Raw genomic sequence first — 19,063 nt, forward strand, 5'->3', positions numbered from 1 at the left:
TGCGGCATTTTTAGGTGAATCAATCACCTATAACTTACCCAGCTTGGTACGTAAGCGCTTAATGGCCTGGCTGTGCAACTGGCTGACCCGCGACTCGCCCACTTCAAGAACAGCGCCAATCTCTTTGAGGTTGAGCTCTTCCTGGTAATAGAGGGTCAACACCAGTTGTTCACGTTCTGGTAAAGCTTCAATAGCTTCCATTACGCGATGGCGTAAATTACCTTCCATTAAATGGTGTAACGGGTTTTCTTGCTGGTGTTCATCTGTTACCAGCTCGATGCTATCGCCATGCTCTTCACGCCACTCATCATAAGAGAAGAGTTGGCTATTATTGGTATCGAGCAACATCTGACGATACTCTTCAACAGCAATGCCAAGACGCTCCGCCACTTCAGTTTCCGTTGCGTTGCGTCCCAGTTCCTGTTCCAGCTGCCCCATCGCATGTGCCACTTCGCGTGCGTTGCGGCGAACACTGCGCGGCACCCAGTCACGGCTGCGCAGCTCGTCCAGCATCGCACCACGAATACGCTGTACTGCGTAAGTAGTAAATGCCGTTCCTTGCAGAGCGTCGTATCGGTCAACTGCATTCAATAACCCGATACCGCCCGCCTGTAGCAGATCGTCCAGTTCCACGCTCGCCGGCAAACGCACCTGGAGGCGCAATGCTTCGTGACGCACCAGCGGAACATAACGCTGCCACAGCGAGTGTTTATCCATTACACCATCAGCGGTATAGAGTGAATTCACGATAAACAGCCCTGCGTTAGTTGAGTTATCGGCATGATTATCCGATTCTGGAGGGGTTTTAATTGGGTGAATAGTGGGTGAAATGAGGGGTTATTTAAACTGTTGTGGTCTGAACATCATTTCATACTGTATTTGGGAGCAACGGATCTTTTGATTACTTATGCTCATTCTACTTTATTCATCGCTAAATCAAGGCAGCGTCATCGACATTCTGCCTCTACGGCATCGTCTTTTGTCAATCGTATCGTAGCCAGGCCAAGGAATATCCATGAAAAAGAACGTTGTATTCATTCATCTTGAAAGTCTCAATCAGGCAATTTACAGCCACCGGCAGTGGTTTCCCTGCCTCAATAGCCTTGTTCCTCATTCATTACGACTGAATAATTTCATCTCATCGGCGACATCTTCTTTCATGGCGGTAAGTGACTTGCTGCATGGCGATGATAATGTTCTTGAGCACAATGTGAATTTTGAAGTGGGATTGACGCCAAATCGTAAAGCACCCGCCATGTTTGACCAGCTTCGCCAGGCAGGATATCGCACCGCAGGATTAGGTTATCCCATCAACTGGGCTAACTTCGATGAGATCTGGAGTGAAAGCGATAAATTCAAATGGTTCTCAACGGCTAATGAAATGGTGCATAACGCGGAAAGTATCATTTCCGACCGCTCACAACCTTTCGCACTCTATATCTGGAACCTCAGCAGCCACCTCTGCTATCAGGATAGCTATAAGTCCGCCGGTGAAAACAGTTTTGTTCGCTGGCAGCGCGGATACGAGAGTATGGATAGCACCGTCGGCGATATTCTGCGTTTGCTGATGAATTACAAACAGATGGAAAACACCGTTCTGGTGATTTTTGGCGATCACGGTGACGATTTCTGGAATCACGGCTTAAATGGTGGCTTTGCCCATGCGATTGAGCCTTATACATCGTTAGTCCACACGCCTGCCTTCATTTATAATAGCCACCATAAAGCTCGCGATATTAATCATCTTGTGAGCATGATTGATCTACAGAAAACGGTGTTCGACATGCTGGATCTCCCTGTCATGACGGAAAAAACGCCGACAACCTGGTCCGCCCTCTCTGGCGAACGCAAGTATTGCTACAGCCGAAACCTCTTTGCCGCACAGTCGGGTGATTCACCTCATACCCCGCTCCGCAAGGGCTATTCCATCACGTCTGAGCTTTTTCATCTGCTGTATGTTAAGGGCGAGTACAAAATGTATGCCTGGCAAGCCGATAGCGCTAACCAGTTCAATCTGCTCGACTATATGAAAAACGTGAAGGGTAAAATGACGATCGACTATGAACGACTGGGCATTGGTCGCTCTGCCGGAGCCCACCCGCATATTCAAAACTTTTTATCTCCGGGCTGCGAGGAGATTATCATGACGGCGTACGAAGAGATGTCGAAACTGCTACAGGATTATATTGCCAGGAAAGACAGCCTGCTCTGAATGTATAAAACCCATCATAATGATGGGTTTTTTTCTAACGGGCCCGGGCAATTTCGATAATTTCTGTTGTCGATATTGACGGTGTACGAGGAAGATAAACCACGTCGCACCAGGGCTTTACCCAGTCAAATCGCCCTTCCCAGTCATTCCCCATGACCAGTAAGTCTGCATTTTTTTCCTGGATATAGCGGGCTTTATCCTCAAGCGACTCCTCAATAAAGACTTCATCAACGCAACGCATTGAACTGATTATTTTTATCCTGTCATCCTGAGAATAAAGCGGATAGCGCTGCTTTTTTTTATAACTCAGATTGTCAGAGGAGATCCCCACAATAAGGTACTCCCCCAACTGCGCGGCACGCTCAAGAATATTAATATGTCCGATATGAAAAACATCGTACGTACCAAAGGTGATAACTCGCTTCATCTATTTTACCTGCTCAAGCCGTTTTACAGAGCGGAGGCTCAATTGAAAACTGATGGCTTTCAATCTGCGCACGAATTAACCCAACAATTCTTTCAACCTCATCAAGCGTTAAGGTTGGAAAAACAGGCAGACACAATACGCTCGCGGAAATACTTTCAGCGACCGGCATCATGCCAGGTTGCGCACTTGGCAATCCCCTGTACATTGGAAACTCAGAAATTAACGGATAGAAGTAACGCCGGGTGAAAATACCGTGTGGCTTCAGGCTTTCATAAAGTTCATCACGCGTGCACGGCGACGATGGTTCAACAAAGACAGGCGCATAAGCATAGTTCCACTCAATTCCAGTCGGCTTTTCAAGAAGGGTGATCCCCGGAATATCTGCGATGCTCTCACGATAATAATCATAGATAATTTTCCGTTTCTCTAAAGCCTCATCAATATGCTGAAGCTGTAGTATTCCAAAGGCTGCCTGAACTTCATTCATTTTGCCGTTGATACCCGTGGCAACAACCGTGGTTTCATTTGCAAAACCAAAGTTTTTAAGATCGTCAATGCGCTTTTTCATCTTCGCGTCTTGACAGATAATTGCCCCGCCTTCAACGGTGTTGAATACTTTAGTCGCATGGAAACTCAGCACCGAGAGATCCCCATGATTGAGGATACTTTCGCCCTGCTCTTTGACGCCAAAAGCATGTGCCGCATCGTAAATCACGCGTAAGTCATACATATCTGCAATGCGTTGGATCTCCTGCACATTGCAGGGGATTCCATAGCAATGGACTGGCAAAATCGCCGTCGTCTCTGGGGTGATCGCCGCTTCGATTTTTTTAGGATCCATGTTGCAGGTTACGGGATCAATATCAACAAAGACCGGCGTCAGCGAATTCCACAAGATCGTATGCGCCGTTGCCACAAATGAATAAGGTGTGGTGATGACCTCACCTTTTATTCTTAATGCCTGAAGCGCCGTAAGCAACGCCAGCGTACCGTTCGAGAACAACGATAAATGCTTCACCCCAAGATATTCCGCCAGTGCCTTTTCCAGCTGCTGATGAAAAGGCCCCGAGTTAGTGAGCTGTTTGCTTTGCCAGATTTGTTCAAGATACGGAATGAACTCTTCTAAAGGCGGCAACAACGGACTGGTGACAAAAATATTCTCACGCATGGTTAACTCTCTTAAGCGTTATGGTCGTCGCCGTCTACGACAAAACTTTTTGGTTTATGGCCTGAGCAGTAATTTTCCCAGACGGTGCGGAGGGTTGCCTCGAAGGTACGGGCAGGCTCAGTAACCTGATTTCTCTTTTTCTCGAAACGCTCTCGCATGGTCAGTCGGATCGTGTTGAGTTCTTCCCGTTTCTCGGTCCAGGCCAGGGCCTGTTCAAAATAAGCGTCCTCGTCTGCGGCCAGGAACTGTTCTAGCTGGTATGCCTTAATAATTTCATTGCCCTGTCGGCCGGCCATCGTTTTATCGTTGAGGGTAACCATCGGCACGCCCATCCATACGGCGTTGTTGCTGGTCGTGCCGCCGTCATAAGGGAAGGTATCGAGCATCAGGTCGATTTCGTGGTGCATGCGCATATATTCGTCGAAGTGCATCTTCATGCGGAAAGTCAGCTGGTCTGGCCTTGCCCCATGAGCCTCCAGTTTGGTCCGTAAGGTCTGAATAACATCTTCAGAAGGCATATAGCCAATCAACAGGCGCGTTTGTGGTGCAGCGGCGAGCAGCCGGCCCCACACTTCAATAACTTTATCGCTGATCTTCTTCGGTCTGTTCAGGCTACCAAAGGTAAAGACTCCTGACGACAGCGCCGGCAGAGGGTTGATGTCCGGAGAATTTGCTGGCGGCTCGTACTGCACCGGCATCGACATAAAGATCAGCTTTTCTGAGAATTGATCGTCCAGCTCCCCCGGCGTGGCCATACCGGTCCCGCAGATATGGTAATCCATCTCCTTCAGCCCGGAGGTGCATGGATAGCCAATCCACCCGATTGACACGGGGGCGGGTTTCAGTGCGAAGGTTGGTAGCCGGTTATATCCGGTATGTCCGGACAGATCGATCAGAATATCAATTTCATCACTATTGATGATGCGTGCGAGCTCCACTGAACTCTCGGAGAAGACGTTGCGCCACTTCACCGCCGTTTTCGCAAAGGTTTCGCTAACCTCGTCATAAATTGGCGAGGTGTTGTAGACGTAGAGTTCGTAGAGATCGCGGTCAATATTGACCCAGTAGGGTTTCAGGAACCAGGTCACCGGATGGCGACACAGATCGCCCGAAACAAAACCAATGCGCAGACGGCGCTCAGGGGTTTTATCCGCAGACCATGTAAACGCCGTTTTCTGCCCTTTCGCCCATTTTTCAACCTGGCGACCGTACACCCGATGCTGTTCGTACAGTTCCGCCGGGGAGCATTCACCGCTGTGGGAGAGCTCAAAATTGAGGCGGCTGTAAAGGTTCATATCTGAAGGTGACAGCCGGATGGCTTTGCGCATCATCGCAATGGCTTCATCCATGCGCAGTTTTTCTGAAATGAGCGCCGAATAATTTGAGAGCACGCCGCTGTTCTCAGGCATGATCTTCAACGCTTTTTCAAAACAGACTTCCGCTTTATCTACTATTTTAAACTCAGCATACATATGTGCCAGCGAGTTCCAGGCAAGCCCGTTATTCAGATTCGCACGCAGTATGGCTCTGACCACCCTGCCCGTGAGCCAGCCTTTCTCAAGATTCCAGAGCGCAATTGAAAGCTCAAAATAGATATCCCAGTTAATCGAGGTAATGCTAAGGGTGCGGCAGATCGCCCGGACCGCGGCAGCATATTCCATCGTACGGCTGTAGACGCGGGACAGCTCCAGCCACGCGTTAGGATTATTTTCTGATTTTTGCGTTAACTCGCGGGCCAGTTCACGGGCTTTAGCAAACTCTTCTCGCGCAATGAGGGCATGCATACGATCAATCAATTTCTGATCGACCGGCTGAGTATCTTTCTTATCCAGCGTTTTATTCACGCTGTCTGAGAGCGCATCCTCAAAGCCACCGGCATGCGGTGGCGAAGAGAAGAGGATCAGCGGCAATAAGCTGTCGGCAAGTTCGTGCGGATATACCTGCGTAATTAAGCGCTGGAAATGTGCCCGCCAGCAGGCCGGGCTTCCGATCATGATCCCTTTACGGCGCAGCTCATCAATGCGTTTAACGTCAGCATGGATAAGGTCACCTTTCTCCAGAATCGAGACTTCCTGCGCCGTCAGTTCAACCGGTTCTCCCCACAGGTTGAACCCCGCTTTGATCTGGTGGAAAGCGCGGCCAAAAATGGTTTCAAGGTGCGTGGAACGTTTGGTGTTATACGCTGAGGTAACGCGCTGGAAGTGAAGCCCAACGGTATCCTGCATAAACAAGGCGCCCAACGAAAGGAGCACGTTATTCTCATGCTCCTGGAGATCGTCCTCAGGAGAATGAGTATGGAAAACGATTTGCTCGAAGCTGAGGCTAAGCGGCCAGGCATTACCCACCACGTCCAGTACTGAGAGCGTGACCACATCATCCGTTGCCACAAAATGACCGGACTCGGAACGCAGGCGGTTCTGAACATGTCCCTCACCGTCAACCACGCGACGGAAACTGCCGGCCCAGTGAAGATCGCGCAAACGCGTTAAATCAGGAGAAGCTGAACGCGCCTGATTCTCAGTATCCCCGCTCAAAAGACTAAAGCGCGAGCGGCGGTTAACCGAAAAATCAAGGTATTGCTGCTGTAAAAGGTGCTCCTGGCCTGGGCAGACGGCTTCTGAAAGCGACGCGACATTTTCGCCATAATGCTGGGGACACTCTCTCCAGGGGAACAAATCCCCCAGATATTGCAGACCCGATTGTTCAACTGACTGGTGGAAGTCGACAAAATAGGTCGCATTTTCCATTCCGTGCAGATAGCGCAGCGCAAAGATGTCATCTTCCATCGCCTCTGCTTCTTTAATCAGCTCGGCTAAGGCTTCGCGGGCCGGATGGTTGCTCATTCCCAGCGAGAGCCAGGTTAATGCAGCCCTGGCGCTTTCAATCTGCACCTCTTCATTGCTCGCATCACGCGTATGCAGGGCAATCGCATCCCTGATGATCTGAGCGAGGCCGGTGCCCGGCTGCGTCAGCCACTCTGCGGCGATAACGCCCTTTACGCTGAGATGCTGGCGGCAAAAAGCAAACAATGCCTTTCTGGACTCCGCATCGAGAAGAGAAAATACGTTATGGATGAAGATGTAATCAAACGTCTGGTCGATTCCACCTAAAATCGTCGCCAGATCGGCGCAGAAAAGCTGGATATTGTCGACGCCCGCCAGCCTCATCTGTAGCTGGCCCGCCTCGATTTTGTCCGGGGACAAATCAATACCAATAATCGTTGCCTGCGGATAAGAGAGCGCAAAAGGTAAGAGGTGGGAGGCATCACCGCACCCCAGATCGAGCACGCGCGCCGAATGAGGATCGACCCCCTCGGCACCGTAAAGCCAGGCGCTGGCCTGAATTCTATTTACGCAGAGATAGGGAGCCACCGAATCAGACTTAGGGATCGCGGATGAGACGGAAGCGAGACTAAAACTTTGCGGTAAATCTAATGAGAACACAGCGCTATCCTTTAGGATCTTGAAGTCATTTTCCTCATCCTAGCAGCGCGCTGTAGTAACCATTGGTAGAGTAAACGCTAATTATGGAGTTAATTCTTTCTATCGGATAACGCTGAGTTTACAGGGCGTCCCCCTACAGCATCAGCGTAAATTTTGCCAAACACCGGCGTAAGGTTTCACCGTCAGCCTCGCCTTAGCGCAGGTAAAACTCGACGGCATCGACATCAAGCACCAGGATGTTTTCAAGCCGGGCAACATCGACCCTTTCCGGGAAATAATTATCGATAAACATCGCCGGGCCCGTGATGCGTGAAGATTTTTGCTCGCCTTCCCGCAGATGAATAATTTCATCAAACAGCAAAGGCGAAATGGCCGCCTTGTTTAAGGTTTCAAGCGGCTCACAGGCGTGGCGGGTGATGAGAAAGAGGCGTTTTCCGCTTGCCCGGCTCTGGTATAAAAAGGCAAGCACCACCGGGTTAGGCCAATCGTTAACAATCAGGGTATCGTCGAGATCAACATAAATGCGGCCATATTCAAGTGTCGGCACGGCCCGTGTCTTTATCGACCGTTCAATCTCCGTAACATGAGGGGTCGGAAGCGGAGTGACGTCTCGGCCCATATAGTCATGCAGCGCCATCAAAGGGAGGTTAACCCCCTTCGCCCGCTGAGCAACCATCGTTCCGGCGATGCGGCAAGAAATTTCCAGCAATTTCCACTGCCCTGTACGGGATTGTTTTATCTGGAAAAACCAGGGGCCGCGCAAGGCCAGCCGGGCGTTTATACTCTCGGCAATAGTCGCTATCTCTTGCTCCAGCGGGGCAAACCGGGAACGCATTGCAATCCCTGCCCTGACGCGCTCGCGCGTTCGGGGCCCGGTCCAGATTAACCTGCCGTGGCGATCGGTAAAGCAATCTACCGTCAGTTCATCACCGGGAAGATATTCAACGACAACGGGTGCTTCAACGGTTCGAAGCAGGTGTTCAAGCTCACCACGATCGTGAGCCAGGCCGACACTATTACCACCCTGCCCGCAGTCAGGCTTCACAATGACCGGCCAGCAGTCGGGCACGACCCCCTCGGGGTAAACGTGCGCAAGCCAATCAGCACCGGCGAAATGTGCGTAGGTTGCACTTTTTCTGCGGGCAATGTGCGTGGTGGTTTTATCCCCGTTAACCAGATAGCACGCGGCCGGGAGCGCCAGACTGGCGAGCTTTTCGCAAACGGAATCATGTGTGGCAAAAATGACGTCAACCTGATTCTGTTCGAGCAGCGCGGCAAAGTAGGTATCAAACTCCGGTGCAGAGATATAGGGAACGTCCCCAATGTAGTCGGCAAAATGGAGGCGACCATGATCCTCGCAGCTGGAGGCGCCAATCAGCCGATTAACATGCAGAGAATAGCGAAGCGATTGTGCAATTTCCCCCGCATTCTCCGATCCGCAGGGAAAGACCAGTACGTTGAGTTTTTTCATTGCTTGCATGCTTGTTCCCTTCCCTCTTCCACAACCGTTCTGACACGCGCGCAAAGCTCGCGAATATCGTTTTCGCTATAACGCTGATCGCAAGGTAACGGCACTACGTTATTCACAAAGCGAGCCTCTACGCTGTCGGGTTCAACCCGTTGCAGCACCTCACGCCAGTACGTTGCCACAAAGACATTTTTATTGATAAGCGCCTGATGTAATTGTCGTCCCGGCATAAAGAAGGGATAACAGAAGGGTCCCTCTGCGCTGAGAGGGGAGAATCGCCACCCATTCAGATCGCCTAGCAGGGAGTGCATCAGGGCATAATTTCTTTCCCGCTGCACTTTAACCTGAAGATAATCAACGCTATGCAGCATTCTTTCAGTCAGCGCGGACATCGAGCACGGACCATATTCATCTAACGTCTCTTCGGCCTGCAAGAAGGCAGCGTATCCCGCTGAGGTGCCCTGCTCATGTTGTAAAAGCAGGTGCAAGCACCGCAGGTGTGACGTGTTATCGCTGCTGTGCGGTGCGGGAAGATCGCAGCAGGTATCCAGGATCCCACCATCGGGGACACCAAAGAATTTGCGCGGAGAGTAGAGATTGCCCAGCGCGCGTTCACGCCGGGAATAAAACGCCTGAGAATGATCGAACAGCGTGCGTTCAGGTGGGATGAACGCGGCCAGCCGCGCCTCCTGCTCGTCACATTGCCCGAAGTAATTCACGTACAGGAAGATGTCCTGCTGATTAAACGATCCGCAATCTTCAGGCAGAAAATGCTCATCCAGGGAATACCAGCGGATTTCCGTGTCCGATGCTGTCACAGCATCAACAACACTGTTGCAGATAAGTCGGGGCAGCCACAGTCTCGCTGGTTTAATGATGAAAAGAAGATGGGACAAGGCATTTCTTGCTGAGCGATAGCGCAATGCCTCGGGATAGTACATTTCATCGTTAGCGTATAATTCTAACGGCAGATAACCGCCAAAGGTTTGATTTTTCATTCTGCAATGGGGGTTGAACAGAAATACGTCTCAAGCGCGCGTCTAACTTGCTCAGGCGCACAGTGCATTAACACATCGATAATGGACAGATTCGGCACAAAGGTGTCTATCCCTTGATAATACGGCATATTCCTCCCCTCCAGAAAACGTAGCGCTATCCCGCGCTGTGCGAAGTGGTTTGCATTGTATAAATGCTGCCCGCCAATATTATTGACATACACGCTGGCACCGAGATCGTGGCACATGCCAATGACTTTATTCTCTGCACTCTCATGGCGATCGTAGGAAAGGGAAGAAGAGCGCAAAATCGTCAGGTTATGTCCAAGATAATCAAAAATAGACTCAATCGCTAATTGGCAGCAAAACGTAATATCGCGATTGGGGTGTAATAAAACCTTTTCGACCAGGGGCATAACCGATGAGAAATAAGGCGCTTTGCGATAGTTCTGAGCGATCGTTTTTACGATTTTTGTCATTTGATCGCTAAACGTCAGTTCGCCGATCCGTTTAAAAGAGGAGGCACCAGGCACCTGCAAGGTAAATCGCTGTACCTGCCCGTTACAGAGCAGACTATTACGGTTGATGTACCCCTGCTTGATATAATTCGCGTCGTCGTAGAGCACAAAAATATCTGACTGCGATATAAGTTGAAAATAACCAATCCACGGAAAGATATAGGGCTGCATGATGGATACTTTCACGGAGGTACTCCTGCTGATAGCGCGACGTTCCCCAGATCCACACGGCTAGTTTCCAGGATATGAGGTTATCGTAGCAAAGCGGGCTGATGCTGAATGGCGGAAGAAAATAAGGAATCGCTTTCTGTTCAGAAGATAGAAGCGCATAACAAAAAAACTACCGCCATAAAGGCGGTAGTCTGTATATCGGAGAGTAAACCGATTAACGCAGCAGAGACAGAACGGTCTGTGGAACCTGGTTTGCCTGAGACAGTACAGAAGTACCAGCCTGCTGCAGGATCTGCGCGCGAGACATGTTGGATACTTCAGTTGCATAGTCAGCATCCTGGATACGAGACTGTGCAGCGGTCAGGTTGGTGACCGTGTTGTTCAGGTTAGAAATGGTAGATTCGAAACGGTTCTGAATCGCACCCAGGTCTGAACGCTGAGTATCAACAGCTTTCAGTGCATCATCGATAGCTGACAGTACGTTGGTTGCCAGTACGTCGAAGCCTTTGGTGGTAACGCTACGGCTTTCGCCGGTTGCCAGACCAGTAGTAACACCGGTAGTACCTGTTGCGTTGTATTTGTTCCAGCCGCTGTTGCCAGTGATGCTGATAGAAATTTTCTCATCATCGTTAGCACCGACCTGGATTTTGATGGTGGTGTCAGAGTTAGAAGAAGCAAGGATTTTGATGCCGTTGAACTGGCTCTGGCTTGCAACACGGTTGATTTCGTCCAGACGCTGGTTAACTTCAGACTGGATGGAGTCGATATCGGAACCGGAGTTAGTACCGTTCTGAGCCTGTACGGACAGTTCACGGATACGCTGCAAGTTGTTGTTGATTTCGTTCAGAGAACCTTCAGCAGTCTGAGCGATTGAGATACCGTCGTTTGCGTTACGCGCAGCCTGAGTCAGGCCTTTGATGTTAGAGGTGAAGCGGTTAGAAATCGCCTGACCAGCAGCATCGTCTTTTGCGCTGTTGATACGCAGACCGGAGGACAGACGCTCGATCGCAGTGCCCAGAGAAGACTGAGATTTGTTCAGGTTGTTCTGAGTAGTCAGGGACAACAGGTTAGTATTGATAACTGCCATAATTTTCTTTCCTTCAAAAATTGGGTTTAGGTTCGGTGCCTAACACTCACGGCGTCTCTCACCGTCAAAAAGGGTATCGACCCAACTTCAAGGGACTTTAGAATCAATCCATTAAAAACTTTCATGTCATTGATTTTATTATGTTTAAATTTACTCAAGTCTGACTAAAGTGTTTGCAAGCTGGCCATATCGGTTATGTTTCAACCAGACAATCGGCTTATTTACCACCAACCGGTCGCCCTTTTCTATCGATTATTTTTTCACTGCGTGTGTAAACTTTTCCTCATTGATGCCGATACAGAGTCAAGTTAAATCAAAGACGCAAGGAATTCTGACATGGCTACTGTTGATTTGAGTAATTTGGGTGTGGGTTCTGGTTTGCCGCTGGCCACGCTCTATAACAACCTTGAAACGGCTGAAAATACTAAGCTTACGGCGATTACCAACCAGAAAACGACCTATACCGCACAGTTAAGTGCATACGGTAAGCTGCAAAGCGCCCTGACCAACCTGCAAACGGCAACGACCGCGTTAGGTAAAGCTTCAACCTGGAATGCAACTTCCGTTACTAGCTCTAATACTGCGTTTTCTGCTACAACCTCTACCGATGCTACGATAGGGTCGTATACGGTTAACGTGGACCAGATTGCTAAAGCTCAGGTGTTGATGTCCGGTAATATCGACAGCAGCACTAAACAGCTGGGCGAGACGACCACTGACGGCACGCGTACTTTAACCATCACGCAACCAGGCACGAAAGAGCCGCTTAAAATTACGCTGTCAGACTCGCAAACCTCTCTGACAAGTATCGCCAGTGAGATTAATAAAGCGGGCGGCAACGTCTCGGCTACCGTCATGAAAGCGGATGACGGTGAATATCGTCTGTTTCTGACCTCCAAATCAACGGGAACGGATGGAGACATGACGGTCACCGTTGATGGCGATGACACGCTTCAGCAGCTGATCGGTCATGACAGTACCTCAAGCGCAATGAGCGTACAGACGTCATCACAAAATGCCCGCGTCTCCATTAACGGCATTATGATTGAGCGTTCCAGCAATAAAATTGACGATGCATTAACAGGCGTCACGCTTACGCTGAAAGCCAAAAGCTCAGCTGATGAATCACTGGACGTTACGCGCTCAACAGACGCAACGACGAAAGCAGTTAACGACTGGGTGACAGCTTACAACGCGCTGCAATCGACCATTGCCAGCGTCACGAAATATGTGTCCGTTGATGCTGGTGCAGACAGTCAATCAACCTCTAACGGCGCGCTGATGGGGGACGGTACCGTTCGCAGCGTGCAGGCACAGCTGCGCAGCCAGCTGACGCAGGTACAGTCGGGTTCTTATGCCATTATGGCGCAGTTCGGGATCACTCAGGATCCTAAAGTGGGCTCAGATGGTTCAACCGGCAACCTGAAAGTTGACACTGATAAACTGAGCGCCGCATTGACCAAAAATCCGGAAGCCGTTCAGGCCTATTTCATTGGTGATGGTAAAACGACCGGTCTGGCGACCACGATGGGGACCTCTCTGACCAACATGCTGAATACATCAGCCGGCAGCGAAGGGGTGATCCAGAGTGCGCAGGACGGTATCAATGCCACGATTAAAACCCTGGACAAACGCTACACCGCAACGGAAGCCAGCATCGAAGCCACTATGGCTCGCTACAAAGCGCAATTCACTGCGCTGGATAGCCTGGTAACCAAGATGAACAGTACTTCAACGTACCTGACGTCGCAGTTTAGTAAGTCCAGCAGTTAAGGATTTAATATGTATAGCCAAAGTGGTGCACTTTCATATCAGAAGGTGGGCGTGGAAAGCGCGGTAATGAGTGCTAGCCCTCATCAGCTGATTGTGATGCTTTTTGACGGGGCGCTAAGCGCCCTGGTCAGAGCGAGACTGTTCCTGGAGCAGGGGGACCTGGTATCTAAAGGCGAGGCGCTGTCAAAAGCAATCGGCATTATTGATAGCGGCCTTAAAGCAGGACTGGATATGAATGCAGAAGGTGACCTTTCCAATAATCTGGCATCGCTCTACGACTATATGGTGCGCCGCTTGTTACTGGCTAACATGCATAACGACGTTGAAACCATTATTGAAGTTGAGGGACTGCTGAATAACATCGCCGATGCGTGGAAACAAATTGGCGAAACGGCTTCTACCCATCAGGATATGCGTTGATGACAAATTTCATCCCATCACTGACTGACTGGCATGCGTTACATGCTCTCAGCGTTTCCATGCTAAACCTCGCCCATTCAGGCAAATGGGATGAATTGATTGAACAAGAAGTGAATTATGTGCAGCTTGTCGAACGCATTGCACAAAATCCTATTAGTCCGATTAACACGCTACAGAGCGAGCAGGCCAAAGATTTACTGAAGCGCGTACTCGTCAACGAAGCGGAATTAAAAGGATTGCTGCAGGTACGAATGGAAGAGTTGCGCGGCCTTATCGATACCACCGGTAAACAACACTCCGTCACCACCGCGTACGGCAGCATGTCCGGCAAAGTGCTCTTCCCGGACAATCTGACCCAATAGCCCCCCACTCCGTCGTTTTTAATCCATACTCCAGAAGTCAGCCAAATGGCTTCTGGAGCACGGACGATGAAAAACCCCACCCTGTTACAATGCTTTCACTGGTATTACCCTGCTGGCGGTGAATTGTGGAGAGAGGTCACGGCACTTGCCCCCAATCTCAACGAAATCGGCATCAATATGGTCTGGCTCCCTCCCGCGTATAAAGGCGCATCGGGCGGCTATTCCGTTGGATATGACTCTTACGACCTGTTCGATCTCGGTGAGTTTGATCAGAAAGGCAGCGTCGCCACCAAATACGGTGATAAGGCCCAACTTCTGGAAGCCATTGCCGCGTTAAAAAGCAACGATATCGCCGTGCTGCTGGACGTGGTGGTGAATCATAAAATGGGGGCAGATGAGAAAGAATCTATTCATGTCCAGCGTGTAAACGAGCAGGACCGCACGCAAATTGACGATGAAGTCATTAGCTGCGAAGCCTGGACCCGCTACACCTTCCCCGCCCGCGCGGGTCAGTATTCGCAATTTGTCTGGGATTTTAAATGTTTCAGTGGCATCGATCATATTGAAAATCCCGACCTGGACGGCATCTTTAAGATCGTTAATGACTACAGCGGTGAAGGCTGGAATGACCAGGTTGATGATGAGATGGGGAATTTTGATTACCTGATGGGCGAGAACATCGACTTTCGTAATCATGCCGTGACCGAAGAGATAAAATACTGGGCACGCTGGGTCATGGAGCAAACCCAGTGCGATGGTTTTCGTCTGGATGCGGTAAAACATATTCCGGCCTGGTTTTACAAAGAGTGGATTGAGCACGTTCAGGAGGTTGCCACCCAGCCCCTCTTTATCGTGGCGGAATACTGGTCGCATGAAGTGGATAAATTGCAGAACTACATCAACCAGGTTGACGGCAAAACCATGCTGTTTGATGCCCCCCTGCAAATGAAATTCCACGAAGCTTCGCGCCAGGGGCGTGATTACGACATGAGCCAGATTTTTACCGACACGCTGGTTGAGAGTGACCCTTTCCACGCCGTCACCCTGGTGGCAAACCACGACACCCAGCCCTTGCAGGCCCTTGAAGCACCGGTGGAGTCCTGGTTTAAACCGCTGGCCTACGCCCTGATATTGCTGCGTGAAAACGGCGTACCGAGCGTGTTTTACCCGGATTTATTCGGCGCAAGTTATGACGACGTGGGCGGTGACGGCGAGACTTATCATATCGACATGCCGGTTATCGAACAGCTTCACGAACTTATTCTGGCGCGCCAGCGTTTTGCCCACGGCATTCAGACGCTGTTCTTTGATCATCCAAACTGTATTGCGTTTAGCCGTAGTGGGACGGAAGAATACCCAGGCTGTGTGGTGGTGTTATCTAACGGTGATGACGGGGAGAAAACCCTGTGTCTGGGCGAGAACTACGGGAATAAAACCTGGCGTGACTTTTTGGGTAATCGCGAAGAAACCGTCACCACGGCAGCAGACGGTGAAGGGATCTTCACCTGCAACGGCGGAAGCGTCAGCGTGTGGGTAATGGAGGATGTTCTGTAAAGCGATGCCGGGTAAGGCGAAGCCGCCACCCGGCAAAAAACGGTTACGGAAGCTTGCTCGCCAGCGGATTTTTGCTCAGGTAATCTGCGCATTCCACAGTAGGACGGTCAACCTTTTGCAGCTCCATACCATCATACTCCAGCGTTGAACCTTCGCGATCAAGCGGATAGATATCCAGCTTGCTGGTCACGTTGTAATAGCTGTCAGAACGCAACATGATTTTCCCCGGCACAGCCAAAACGCGCTGCCACTGACGGCAATCCAGCGTATCGCCCTCTTCCGTTACCACCAGCGTGGCAATCGCCTCCGGGCTCACCATTTTGCTTTGCGGCCCTTTCGACTGCCAGTACCCCGCCAGATGCTGCGGAACCGGATGCTTAATGACATCCTGATAGTTATCAACCTGAACACACCCGGTCAATGCCAGCAGCGCGCCAGCAATTGCTATTTTTTTCATCATCTTTCCTGCGTGCGAAGAAAAAAAGATTGTGGCATTAAAGCGTTGAGGCTGCCAGTGGAAGATAAAAGTTAACTAAGGCTTTTCTGACACACACTTATACCAATGGCGTAACTGCTAACTATGAGACTCGATCAGAAAAATAGTAAGTGGTAAACTTCCACACTTTGAGATTTTACTGATTCCGATAATGATTAAACTTTTTTCGCGCTACATTTCCGTAGGTGTTATTAACACAGGGATACACTGGGTAATATTTGGTCTTCTCGTATCCGTTTTTGGATATGGACAGGCGATCAGTAACGTCATTGCGTTCCTTATTGCTGTCACGTTCTCCTTCTTCGCCAATGCCAGATTTACCTTCAAAGCGAGAGCGACGGGTAAAGGCTACCTTCTGTTTGTCGGCTTTATGGGTTTGCTCAGTTTTGTATCAGGCAAGATTTCGGATCATTACAACATCAACCCGATCATCACTTTGATTGAGTTTTCCGCCATCAGCCTCATTTGCGGTTTCATCTATTCAAAATTCATTGTCTTTAGGGATGCGAAATGAAAATTTCTCTGGTTGTTCCAGTCTTCAATGAAGAAGATGCCATTCCCCTTTTTTATAAAGCCGTGCGGGAATTTGAAGCGCTAAAGCAGTACGCAATAGAGATCGTCTTTATTAATGACGGTAGCAAAGATGCCACAGAATCAATCATCAGAACACTGGCAGTTGCAGATCCTCTGGTTGTACCGCTCTCATTTACCCGCAACTTTGGAAAAGAGCCAGCTCTTTTTGCAGGTTTAGACCATGCGACCGGGGATGCAGTAATCCCAATCGATGTTGATTTACAAGATCCAATAGAGGTCATTCCTCACTTGATTGAAAAATGGCAAGCAGGTGCGGATATGGTGCTGGCCAAACGCACAGACCGTTCTACTGATGGCAGATTAAAGCGCAAAACGGCCGAGTGGTTTTACAAACTTCACAATAAAATCAGTAACCCGCAAATAGAAGAAAACGTGGGTGATTTCCGCTTAATGTCGCGTGAAGTTGTCGATAACATCAAAAAAATGCCTGAACGTAATCTTTTCATGAAAGGTGTTTTGAGCTGGGTGGGCGGCACGACAGATGTGGTTGAATATGCCCGTGCGGAGCGCGTGGCGGGTAGTACAAAATTTAATGGATGGAAACTGTGGAACCTGGCGCTTGAAGGCATTACCAGTTTCTCTACCTTCCCACTGCGCATGTGGACTTACATTGGGTTACTCGTGGCCGGGATTGCATTCCTGTATGGCGCGTGGATGATTGTAGACACACTTGCTTTCGGAAACCCAGTTCGTGGTTACCCGTCGATGCTTGTTTCAATCTTATTCCTGGGTGGAGTTCAATTAATTGGAATTGGTGTCCTCGGAGAATATATTGGTAGAATTTATGTCGAGGTGAAAAACCGTCCACGTTATATCCTCAGCAGGAAGAAAGATGTTTAAATCAATAAACAAAGAAATATCACTACGTAATGCAGGGTTACTTTCCTTCGCCCTGATACTGTTTGCATATTTCCCGCTATTAAATGACCGTATCTATTTCGTAGATGATATAACGCGTTCTATTAAAGGATACTTCGGCTGGACCGAGTTAGGACGGCCGCTTACTGAATGGCTGGCAATGTTGATGACCATCAACTCCGGGATACTCGCAGATATCACGCCATTGCCCCAGCTTTTGAGTATCTTTGTCCTCAGTTGCACCGTCCTGATTCTGATCAGGAATGCATTTAGTAGGGTGTCTATTGCTACTGTTTTAATATCTACAACAGCCGTTATTAACCCGCTTGTATTGGGGAATATGCTTTATCGATTCGATTCTTTGTCGATGGTGTTCTCTATCATGTTCTCAGTGTTGGCGTGGGAAAAATTTAACAACGGTAAAATAGCTCTGACACTAACTTTACTTGTCGGCTGTCTTTGTTTTTATCAGCCAGCGATCGCCATTTTCCCCTTACTGGTTGTATACACTTACCTAAAAAAAATCACGCACAAAGAGGGAATGTCAGGTTATATCCTTAAATCGCTTTTTGTTGCGATCATTTCTTGCCTCGTCTATTTCATCTGTGTCGTGAAGCTCACAATTAAAAGCACGGAAAGCAGAGGTGCAATAAATTCATTAGGCAATAGCCTCATTCAGCACACACTCACAGGTATAAAAAACTCTACTGAGATTGCATTTAATTCTTACGGTAAAATTGGCAGCATTATTTTACTTTGCGTCTCTTTTATTTTTATATTCTGCTACCTCAAAACACTGACCACGAGTGTATGGAATAAACACATTCCACAAAAAAACTTAAGGATTTTGCTCCTTCTGTTATCTCCTCTTGCGATTCTAATTTGCACTATCGGAGTAAACTTAGTCCTAAGCAATGGATACTATCCTTTGCGGGTTCTCTTCCCTATAGCTTTTATTATTTTCCTGATGCTCTCATTACCTTCAGATGAAAACATCATACTCCATAACATCGCTTCCGCGCTGGCAGCATGCCTGTTGTTTGTCGCAATTTCAACAAGCTATGCAACGGCATCCTCATTATATCAGCAGCAGAGATATGATTCTTATATTTTATTTTCGTTGAGCCAATACTTAGTATCCTCATCTGAAAATAAAAATGTATACATCTTTGGTGCTACAGAGCACTCTCTGTCTTCTAAAACAGCGATGAAAGCATTTCCCGTCATCAATTATGTCAAAAATAACTACTATGACATGACACTGAGCCAGGCACTGACGAATAATGGAGTAAAAAACGTACAGTTCTCATCTAAAGCAAGATCTACCTCAACAGATCTCGCGAAAAAGGCATGTAGCGGAGAAGCAAATAAAGTTTATTCAACGCCACAATATTCTATTTATTCAGTTGGCGATGACTTATTAATATATTTAGGCAACAGCAACTGTAAGTAATGCATCTCGAAACGATGATGGAGATAACAATCTCCATCATTTAGCAATTGATATGTTGCAGTAC

The 19,063-nt window shown here is 48.9% G+C and carries 17 protein-coding genes; 8 read left to right on the top strand and 9 right to left on the bottom strand.

What is annotated here, in order from left to right:
- Positions 1 to 27: 27 nt before the first annotated feature.
- Positions 28 to 747: an RNA polymerase sigma factor FliA gene (locus M987_RS19370; RefSeq protein ID WP_014070758.1), complete on the bottom strand. Its 720-nt coding sequence runs from the start codon at positions 745 to 747 to the stop codon at positions 28 to 30.
- 268 nt (positions 748 to 1,015) lie between these two features.
- Between M987_RS19370 and M987_RS19375 the strand changes: the two genes are divergently transcribed.
- Complete coding sequence (locus M987_RS19375) at positions 1,016 to 2,212, top strand: sulfatase-like hydrolase/transferase (RefSeq protein ID WP_041162083.1); 1,197 nt, start codon at positions 1,016 to 1,018, stop codon at positions 2,210 to 2,212.
- Between the two features lie 34 nt (positions 2,213 to 2,246).
- Here the strand turns inward: M987_RS19375 and M987_RS19380 are convergent, their stop codons facing one another.
- The 7 genes from M987_RS19380 to M987_RS19410 all read right to left on the bottom strand — a co-directional run bounded on the left by M987_RS19380 (position 2,247) and on the right by M987_RS19410 (position 11,489).
- A complete protein-coding gene (locus M987_RS19380) occupies positions 2,247 to 2,639 on the bottom strand; it encodes an FAD synthase family protein (protein ID WP_014070759.1) in 393 nt (130 codons plus the stop codon).
- Positions 2,640 to 2,652: 13 nt separating this feature from the next.
- Positions 2,653 to 3,807 carry a DegT/DnrJ/EryC1/StrS family aminotransferase gene (locus M987_RS19385; protein ID WP_014070760.1) on the bottom strand — a complete coding sequence of 385 codons (1,155 nt, stop codon included), beginning with the start codon at positions 3,805 to 3,807 and terminating at the stop codon, positions 2,653 to 2,655.
- Between the two features lie 11 nt (positions 3,808 to 3,818).
- Positions 3,819 to 7,250 (bottom strand): O-linked N-acetylglucosamine transferase family protein, encoded by a 3,432-nt coding sequence (locus M987_RS19390; RefSeq protein WP_014070761.1) that lies wholly within the window; start codon positions 7,248 to 7,250, stop codon positions 3,819 to 3,821.
- A gap of 193 nt (positions 7,251 to 7,443) precedes the next feature.
- Entirely contained in the window at positions 7,444 to 8,730 is a 1,287-nt protein-coding gene (locus tag M987_RS19395; protein WP_014070762.1) for an ATP-grasp domain-containing protein, read from the bottom strand.
- A complete protein-coding gene (locus M987_RS19400) occupies positions 8,718 to 9,536 on the bottom strand; it encodes a hypothetical protein (RefSeq protein ID WP_162271227.1) in 819 nt (272 codons plus the stop codon). Before M987_RS19400 ends, M987_RS19395 begins: the two co-directional genes overlap by 13 nt.
- Before the next feature lie 176 nt (positions 9,537 to 9,712).
- A complete protein-coding gene (locus M987_RS19405) occupies positions 9,713 to 10,417 on the bottom strand; it encodes a WbqC family protein (RefSeq protein ID WP_014070764.1) in 705 nt (234 codons plus the stop codon).
- Between the two features lie 199 nt (positions 10,418 to 10,616).
- Positions 10,617 to 11,489: a flagellin N-terminal helical domain-containing protein gene (locus M987_RS19410; RefSeq protein ID WP_014070765.1), complete on the bottom strand. Its 873-nt coding sequence runs from the start codon at positions 11,487 to 11,489 to the stop codon at positions 10,617 to 10,619.
- Positions 11,490 to 11,825: 336 nt separating this feature from the next.
- Here M987_RS19410 and fliD point away from each other — a divergent pair, with 336 nt between their 5' ends.
- The 4 genes from fliD (at position 11,826) to amyA (ending at position 15,598) form a co-directional block, all read left to right on the top strand.
- Positions 11,826 to 13,262, top strand: a complete 1,437-nt coding sequence (gene fliD / locus M987_RS19415) for a flagellar filament capping protein FliD (protein ID WP_014070766.1) — start codon at positions 11,826 to 11,828, stop codon at positions 13,260 to 13,262.
- 9 nt (positions 13,263 to 13,271) lie between these two features.
- Positions 13,272 to 13,682 (top strand): flagellar export chaperone FliS, encoded by a 411-nt coding sequence (fliS, locus tag M987_RS19420; protein WP_014070767.1) that lies wholly within the window; start codon positions 13,272 to 13,274, stop codon positions 13,680 to 13,682.
- Positions 13,682 to 14,044, top strand: coding sequence for a flagella biosynthesis regulatory protein FliT (fliT, locus tag M987_RS19425; RefSeq protein ID WP_014070768.1), 363 nt, complete (start codon positions 13,682 to 13,684; stop codon positions 14,042 to 14,044). Before fliS ends, fliT begins: the two co-directional genes overlap by 1 nt.
- Positions 14,045 to 14,110: 66 nt before the next feature.
- Entirely contained in the window at positions 14,111 to 15,598 is a 1,488-nt protein-coding gene (amyA, locus tag M987_RS19430; RefSeq protein ID WP_014070769.1) for an alpha-amylase, read from the top strand.
- A gap of 43 nt (positions 15,599 to 15,641) precedes the next feature.
- Here the strand turns inward: amyA and yedD are convergent, their stop codons facing one another.
- The gene (gene yedD, locus M987_RS19435; protein ID WP_014070770.1) at positions 15,642 to 16,055 is read right to left on the bottom strand and encodes a lipoprotein YedD; all 414 of its coding nucleotides are present in this window, start codon (positions 16,053 to 16,055) and stop codon (positions 15,642 to 15,644) included.
- Between the two features lie 190 nt (positions 16,056 to 16,245).
- Here yedD and M987_RS19440 point away from each other — a divergent pair, with 190 nt between their 5' ends.
- The 3 genes from M987_RS19440 to M987_RS19450 are packed head-to-tail and all read left to right on the top strand — an operon-like array spanning position 16,246 to position 18,999.
- Positions 16,246 to 16,608 (top strand): GtrA family protein, encoded by a 363-nt coding sequence (locus M987_RS19440; protein WP_014070771.1) that lies wholly within the window; start codon positions 16,246 to 16,248, stop codon positions 16,606 to 16,608.
- Positions 16,605 to 17,528: a glycosyltransferase family 2 protein gene (locus M987_RS19445; RefSeq protein ID WP_014070772.1), complete on the top strand. Its 924-nt coding sequence runs from the start codon at positions 16,605 to 16,607 to the stop codon at positions 17,526 to 17,528. Before M987_RS19440 ends, M987_RS19445 begins: the two co-directional genes overlap by 4 nt.
- Positions 17,521 to 18,999, top strand: coding sequence for a glucosyltransferase domain-containing protein (locus M987_RS19450; protein WP_014070773.1), 1,479 nt, complete (start codon positions 17,521 to 17,523; stop codon positions 18,997 to 18,999). Before M987_RS19445 ends, M987_RS19450 begins: the two co-directional genes overlap by 8 nt.
- The last annotated feature ends 64 nt before the right edge of the window (positions 19,000 to 19,063 follow it).

This window comes from Enterobacter soli ATCC BAA-2102 (genome assembly GCF_001654845.1).
In the GTDB taxonomy this organism is placed as follows: domain Bacteria; phylum Pseudomonadota; class Gammaproteobacteria; order Enterobacterales; family Enterobacteriaceae; genus Enterobacter; species Enterobacter soli.